This window comes from Frankia sp. KB5, from assembly GCF_002099325.1.
GTDB lineage: Bacteria > Actinomycetota > Actinomycetes > Frankiales > Frankiaceae > Frankia > Frankia casuarinae.
Genome location: NZ_MRUJ01000273.1, coordinates 1 through 6,761, shown reverse-complemented (window position 1 = coordinate 6,761; position 6,761 = coordinate 1). Strand labels below are relative to the sequence as shown.

Sequence of the window (6,761 nt, the reverse complement as noted above, 5' to 3'; positions counted from 1 at the left end):
GTGGAAGGTCGCAGCACTCGGCTCCTACGAACGCGGCGACCGCATGATCAGCATCGGGAGGCTCGCCGCGCTCGCCGACTTCTACGGCGTCCCCATCCACACCCTGCTGCCCGGCGGACAAGCCGAATCCCTCCCACCGCAGGCCGCCCGTGTCGTGCTCAACCTGCCCGCCCTGGCCCACGTGCCCGCCGCCGACGCCGGGCCGCTGCGCCGCTGGGTCGCCCAGATCCAGCGGGAACGCGACGACTACGCCGGCCGCGTCCTCTCGATCCGCGAAGGAGACCTACGCACCCTCACCACCCTCTACACCCTCAGCCGCGACCAACTCCTCGACATGCTCCAGCAGTGGAAGGTCCTCGACCCCACGAGCACCTCCGACACAGCAGGAACGCAGGGGCCGTGATCCAGCCGGCATCCACCGCGTCCTCCCGTCGTACTCGGCGGGAGGACGCGCAAACGCGAACAACCTCCACGCGACCGCCGGCGCCGCCCTGGTCATCATCGAACGGTGAGGGCCGGCGGTGTTTCCCCGGAGCCGCGTGGCTGCCGTTCGTCCCGGCGTTGACGGACGCCGTGGTGCGGGAGGAGGTGCTTGAGAACGTGCTGACCATCGACGGGCGGGTCCTGCGAGCGGCCCGGCGTTACCAGCGTCGCCGACTGCTGATCCCGATCGTCGCCCAGCTACTGCTCCTGCTTCCCGCGGTCGCGTGCGCGATCGTGTGGCCACCGTTCATCACCCCTCCTGGCGACGTCCGCGGCTTCGCGACGGGTGGACTCGCGATACTCGGCGGCATCGCGGGGCTCGGCTTCTACAGCAGCCGAGTCGCCTGGACCCTCGACCGGGCACCGCTCGCGCCGGCCAGCGCACGCGTCGCCTCCCACGCCCTCGCGCTGCACCGGGCCCTGCACGACCCCGACCTGACGGGGATCGCAGGGCACACCGAGGCCGTCAGGCTCCTCTACCTGCTGGCCCACGCGGCTCGCCGTCTCGCACGCGACCTCGGGGACACCATCCCCGGGCTGGCCGCCGCAGATCTCGCCACGACTGCGGCCAGGGACGCGGACACGACCCGCGCCGACCTCCTCCACGGCGTCCGCAGCCTGCTGGACAACATCGCATCCCTCCAGCAGGCGATCCTCAACCCCGCGGGCGATCACAAGGTTCCCGGCCCACCGCCCGGGGCCGACCCGCGAGAGAGTTTCGAGCGCGTCGCCGCCGGACTGGACCGCGCCGGCCGCAACGCGCTCGATCTCGTCACCCTCTCCCTGATCACGCCGGCTCCCAACCGCCTACCGAAAAGGCATTGACGACTGCCACCGCTTGAATCCGGACATCGAGCTGCCGGCTCGGGACCGCCCACGCCGGCTATCTGGCCGGCAGAGGCGTTTCGTTCCCACGTCTTTGTCGGCACCCCGTCGAATGYGCATGCGGCGCGCCTGTAGGTTCTCATCCCTGCTGCCCTCTTGGAGTGCCGTGACCTGGGTGTCCACCGGTTTTCTCAATGATCTGTCCGGCGGCGTTTCTCACGCATCTGTCATTTCCCTATCGCCTCGGTGCAGGTATCTGACTGTGGGCGGTCCATCTGGGAGCGAAGACATCAGGCGATCTGAGCTTCCGGCGCCTCTTCCTCTGCCGCCGAGGCGGGAGTCGCGTCAGCAGGGTCGTGCACGATCACGCGTGAGGGAAGGTACTTGCCGTGCACTCGCCGGAGGTAGGCCATGGAGGCGTCAGTCGTGCTGCTGTACGCCAATGAGTCGCGGACGAAGCCGAGGCGGTGACGTGCATCTTGCAACACCTGCGCCCAGGTAACGGCCCGTACGGTGACGCTATGCTCTCCCGGTGTGACAAAGACACCGGGCTCCCGGTCGCGTTGTTTCAGCAGAAGGTCCGTGGATGGATCGAGCTGATCTCCGACGATCCAGAACTCCCACCGGGTGTCGGTCATCGCGAAACGGCCATCCCGTGCGACGGCCAATGCGTACTTCTGGATCTGCATGAGCTGCTCGATGCCGACGTGGACTGTGGGCCGTTTGATCTCGATGACCACATGCTCCCGATGTGCACGGGTCTGCGGCACGATCCGGCTCAGCATGAGGTCCACGACGACCCTCGCGCCGGTCGTGTCGACGACTTCATCTTCCACATCGCCCGGTGTGAGGTCTTCCCTGCCTAGCAGACCGATGTGGTCTTTGAGAGCCGTCCGAAGTGTGACGTCATCGGCCGTAAGGGCGTACTCCTCACGGAACACCCAGGTCTCGCTGGCCAGAACGCGGTGAAGCTGGCTGCGCTCCAGGAGCCTCTTTCGCAGATCACCAAAGACAAGCTGCTCAAGCCCAAGGAGGAAGTCGAGACGATCGGTGATCCGGCGCGACGCGGCGATGACCGCGCTCAGTGAGGTCTTGTCCAAAAGATCACGCAGTTCGTTGATCTGGTCGTCGGGGAGATCGAGGACTCCGCGTAGGACCTCGTGCAGACTCCCCGGCCTGCTTTCCAGCGCCTCTCGCAGCAACCGCAACGACAGCTTGCGGGCCCGCGTGTCGATGCCTTCCACGGCAGACGCCGCGGCTACCGCCGCGATGTCGAACACCTCCCGCTCCGCGGTCTCGACCTCGTCCCGAGGGGAATCATCGTAGGGGTAGCTCCGGTCTGCCTTCCACGCGGCCACGAGCTCCAGGCCCCGCTCCTGGGCACGCTGCCCGAAGTAGCGCCGAAGCTCGTTCCTCGCGGCCTCCACAATCGAACTGATCGGCTCAAGGCCGAGATCGGAAAATGCGAGGTCGGCGGTCCTGTGCCGGAAGCCGTCCCAGCGGAGGTAAGCGGTGAAGTCGAAGCCAGGCGCGTGGATTCCGGCACGCACCGCGTGGAGGGAGGCACCTCCACCGTCACACAGGTGGAGAAGGCGGTTCTTTTGGGGCGGCGACCATTCGATCACAACCAGCTCAACCGGCCCGTCGACGCCTTCAACATCGAGGGGAACCTGATGGCGCCGGCTCTGGATGCTCGCCGGATCTAGCCGGCGCCCGCGCCATGTGATCGCGATGGGGTACTGCTCCAAGGTGAGCGCGAAGGTTGTCGTGAGCTGGCTGATGACACCGTCCTGCTCAACCGCCTTGAGCGCCGCCCCGGTGAGCTGCTCAACACGCGCTGTGGTGCCCGTGGGCGACGTCCCGGGGAACGGTCCCTCGACGTCCCACACGTTCAGGCTTTGACGTCTCCCGACGATGCTGATCTCCGCGATCTCACCCGTGGCCTGACGCGCCACAGAGGTCCAGCGGACCACCTCGCCCAGACCGTAGGCGGACCAACGTCCCTGGCCTGCCTGGCCGTGCAGCGTCCGACCGCCTTCGGTTGTGGTCGCGAGCTTCTTCCACGAACCGCCGAGATGACTGAAGTAGGTGTCCGCCTGCTGCCGGGTGATGCCGGTGCCGTTGTCCCGAACCTCGACCGCGTCGACGCCGCCCAGCGCATTCAGCACGACGTCGGCGGCCACCTCCGTCGYGTCGGCGTCGACCGCGTTCCACAGCAGCTCGCTGAGCCCCCCAAGAGGCCGTTTGATCAGTCGTTCAAGGTGGTCCTGCTCCACCGCTACCGTCAGCCGAGTCACCAGGGCAGTCTGTCAGATCGGACACCGCAAGCGCGTGTCTTGATCCGCTTTCCCCGTTGCAGACACCGATCGCGAGCCGGACGTGGGCGGTCGACTCCGTCTGGCCGGTGGCTTCCGCGGAGCACCGGTCGTAGACGATGCGTCATCTCAACGGCGGGGTCCGGCCGAGCCGTCATCGTTGGGGATCTGATGTGCCCGTCTCCATGATCATGTTTGTCGATCAATTTCTGACCTGGGCTTGGACAAGGTTGACGGGGACCCGGCGGGGCCTGCCTACGTGTCGCGCAAGCTGCGCCGGTCGGCGTGCCGCGTTCCCCCCAAGGATCAAGGCCGAGGGGGTGACCCTGACCTGGGGCGGGACAAGTTCGCTGGGACGCTTACGGCCCCGATTCTCGCCGAAGATGGCTCTTTCCGCGGCGGCTTGGCAGCAGGACCGGCCGTCCAACGACTCGAAACCATGATCCAGTGGGCAAGTCCAGTTCGGACGGGACGCCAGACCGCCGCAAGTGCGGCACACCGGGTATATCGACCGCGCCTTGACTAGATCGACTGAGAATCATCCAGGTCCGCTGGGTGATCGGCGAGAACGTCCCAACTCGACGGAAACGGACATACGCCGAGCCGCTTCTCATCGATCTGTCCGGTCGGCGACAGATCGGCGACATCTCTTTTGAACTGTCATCTATTTTGAGAACCTACAGCGCTCTACGTAACTGGCAGAGTGCCGTTATCCGAACCCTGCGGTATTCCTCATCGTTCGGTGATCTTGAGGTCCTGTGGCGTGGGTATCGAGGCTTGCTGCCTGGAACCAGCCGCTGGATCTCGGTGCGATTCCTGTGCTGCCGGCCCGCGGGCGCTGTTGGATTGCCGTGATGGAGAGCGTCGAGTTACTTGATCGTCTGAGTCGGTTGCGTCGCGCCCAGGTGGGTGCGGTCCGAGTGCCTCACAAGCCGTTGCTGTTGCTGTGGCTGTTCGGCCGGGTGGCCTCGACGGGGAGCAGCGTCGCGAGCTATGCCGACGCCGAGGAGCCGGTCAGCGGGCTGATCAACCAGTTCGGTCCGCCGGTGCGGCGCGCGACGGCGCGGCAGCGGGCAGCGATGCCATTCGTGCATCTGGAACGTGAGCTGTGGGATCTCCGTGACGCCACCGGTGGCCGGCTCGGTCCCGACGTGCCCGAGCGACGTCGGCTCCTGCTYGATCTTGGCGCGACCGGCCGCCTTCATGAGCCCGTCGAGCGGCTGCTCGCCGATCCGGCCACGCTCGCCGCCGCGACTAGGCTGCTGCTCGACCGCCACTTCACCTCGGCTCTGGCACCGGTCATCTGCGACGCCGTCGGCCTGGACGTCGCGTCGTTGGTCGACAGCTCCGGCCTGGCGGTGGTGAGCCGGCGCCGGCGAAGTGCCGCGTTCACCGAACGGGTGCTGCGGGTGTATGCCTATTCCTGCGCCGCCTGCGGCTTCGACGGCCGGGTCGGAGCAGTCCCGGTCGCCGTGGAGGCCGCACATGTGCGCTGGCACAGCCAGCACGGCCCCGATGAGGTCGCGAACGGTCTGGCGCTGTGCTCGTTGCATCACACGCTTCTCGACCTCGGGGTCCTCGGTCTGACCCCCGACCGCCGGCTGAAGGTGTCCGAGCTCTACATCGCCCAGGCGCCAGCCGGTCGGGCGGTCTACGACCTCTCCGGACGCCCGCTCGCCTCACCCCGTCCCGGCGAACCCCTTGTCGACGTCGAGCACATCACCTGGCATGACCGCCAGGTCTTCCGCCGGACTGCGGCCTGAAAGACCGCGACGCGAGGACCGTCCCGGCCCGGATTCGCGTGTCCGTCGGACCTGCGCGGTAGCTCCGAGCCCCGCTGGCGGGTCGGGCATCATAGAAGGGTGGGTGACGACGACCGGGATGAACCGATTGAGGATCGTCCGGAGGATGAAGGCGATGACCGCGGTCTACATGGTTCTGACTGGCTAGGAGCCAGGCCGCTTCTCCCACCAGGTTTTCTCGATGCCGTGCGGGCCGCCGGCCAGTGGCAGCGGCTGGCTGAGACTGTGGCCAACACCATCCGTCCATTCGACGGACTACGGATTCCGGCAGCCGACTTCCAGCCTGCAATCACCGCCCTACTCCAGCAGCAGCGCCTAGCTGAGAACCTGCTGCGCGGCGTTCGTCCGTTGGACGATTTGCACGAGCGTCTGATGGCGACCGTCACCTGGCAGCCTCAGCTTGACGTATTTCGTGAATTCGCACGAAGGTTTCCGACGCTCGGCCTGCCAACCCGGTGGCTGCCACCTAATTGGTTCGAATTGGCGGACCTTGACATTGACGTCGCCATGGACATCGTTGTAAACGAGTGCGTCCCGCTCGCATGGGTGCCGCACCCGAAGCTCGTTGCGGAAATTGTCGCTGCCGCGGACGCCAACGAGCGCGACAAGATTCTCGCTTCATCACATGAGAATATCGCCGAACACTGTCTCGCCGTCCTCGATGAGATCTCCGCCCCGGATTTGAAGCCCCTCGCAGAACTCGCCGTGGGGTGCGTCTTTTTCAAGGGCGTGATTTTGGGCTGATGGCTGCATCAACATGGGTGACGTCGGAGCGTCTGGACCTTCAGGAGCGTTCCGGGCATCACAGAGTGTGATCTGTGCTGGTCAGTGGCCATCGCGTGGTTTGGCGGGACCACGGGTGGACTCGTGGGCGTTGTTCCGGGTCGGCCGGTTCGGGGCCGAAGCTGGGGATCATGGCCGGTGTTGGCGTTCATGTCCCCAAGCAGGTCGGAGGCCCGGCCGTGGCGATTTCCGTGTCCGTGACAGTGGTCGAGGTGCACGACGACGGCACCACGGCCCCGCTGGATCCCGAGACCGTGGCCCTGCTCGCCGGCCCGGTACGGCAGTTCTCCTCGATGATCAGCTGGGCGGTCGACGGTGCCGCGGGCGCGGACCACGGCGACCGGGAGACGGTGATCGGCACGGACGGCCGTGAGCTGCAGCGGGCACTGTTGCAGACCACGTTCGCGCTCGACACCGCCCGCGAGCAGCGCGTCAGCCACCTGGTGTCCGCGGCGGGAATCCGGCACGGAAGCGTGGAGAACGGCCACAGCCGGGGCCTGACCAGCATCTTCGGTGAGGTCCAGGCGGAACGGCTGGCCTACCGCAACCGGCG

5 protein-coding genes and 1 pseudogene are annotated in these 6,761 nt (G+C 66.7%); 5 read left to right on the top strand and 1 reads right to left on the bottom strand.

Features of this window, described 5'->3' with window-relative positions:
- Window positions 1-403 (top strand): transcriptional regulator (locus KBI5_RS21875; protein WP_085016303.1); only part of this gene is annotated, 403 nt, incomplete at its 5' end.
- Window positions 404-561: 158 nt separating this feature from the next.
- Window positions 562-1,308, top strand: coding sequence for a hypothetical protein (locus tag KBI5_RS21870; protein ID WP_085016302.1), 747 nt, complete (start codon window positions 562-564; stop codon window positions 1,306-1,308).
- Between the two features lie 290 nt (window positions 1,309-1,598).
- Here KBI5_RS21870 and KBI5_RS27190 read toward each other — a convergent pair whose 3' ends face one another.
- Complete coding sequence (locus KBI5_RS27190) at window positions 1,599-3,605, bottom strand: ATP-binding protein (RefSeq protein ID WP_116289994.1); 2,007 nt, start codon at window positions 3,603-3,605, stop codon at window positions 1,599-1,601.
- 872 nt (window positions 3,606-4,477) lie between these two features.
- Between KBI5_RS27190 and KBI5_RS21860 the strand changes: the two genes are divergently transcribed.
- From KBI5_RS21860 to KBI5_RS21850, 3 genes and pseudogenes are all read left to right on the top strand, one after another.
- On the top strand, window positions 4,478-5,386 hold the full coding sequence (locus KBI5_RS21860) for a phosphorothioated DNA-binding restriction endonuclease (RefSeq protein ID WP_085016304.1): 909 nt from the start codon (window positions 4,478-4,480) through the stop codon (window positions 5,384-5,386).
- 99 nt (window positions 5,387-5,485) lie between these two features.
- Window positions 5,486-6,169, top strand: a complete 684-nt coding sequence (locus KBI5_RS21855) for a hypothetical protein (protein WP_133057108.1) — start codon at window positions 5,486-5,488, stop codon at window positions 6,167-6,169.
- A 218-nt stretch (window positions 6,170-6,387) separates the two neighbouring features.
- Window positions 6,388-6,761: pseudogene (locus KBI5_RS21850) on the top strand (hypothetical protein); the annotation flags it as partial.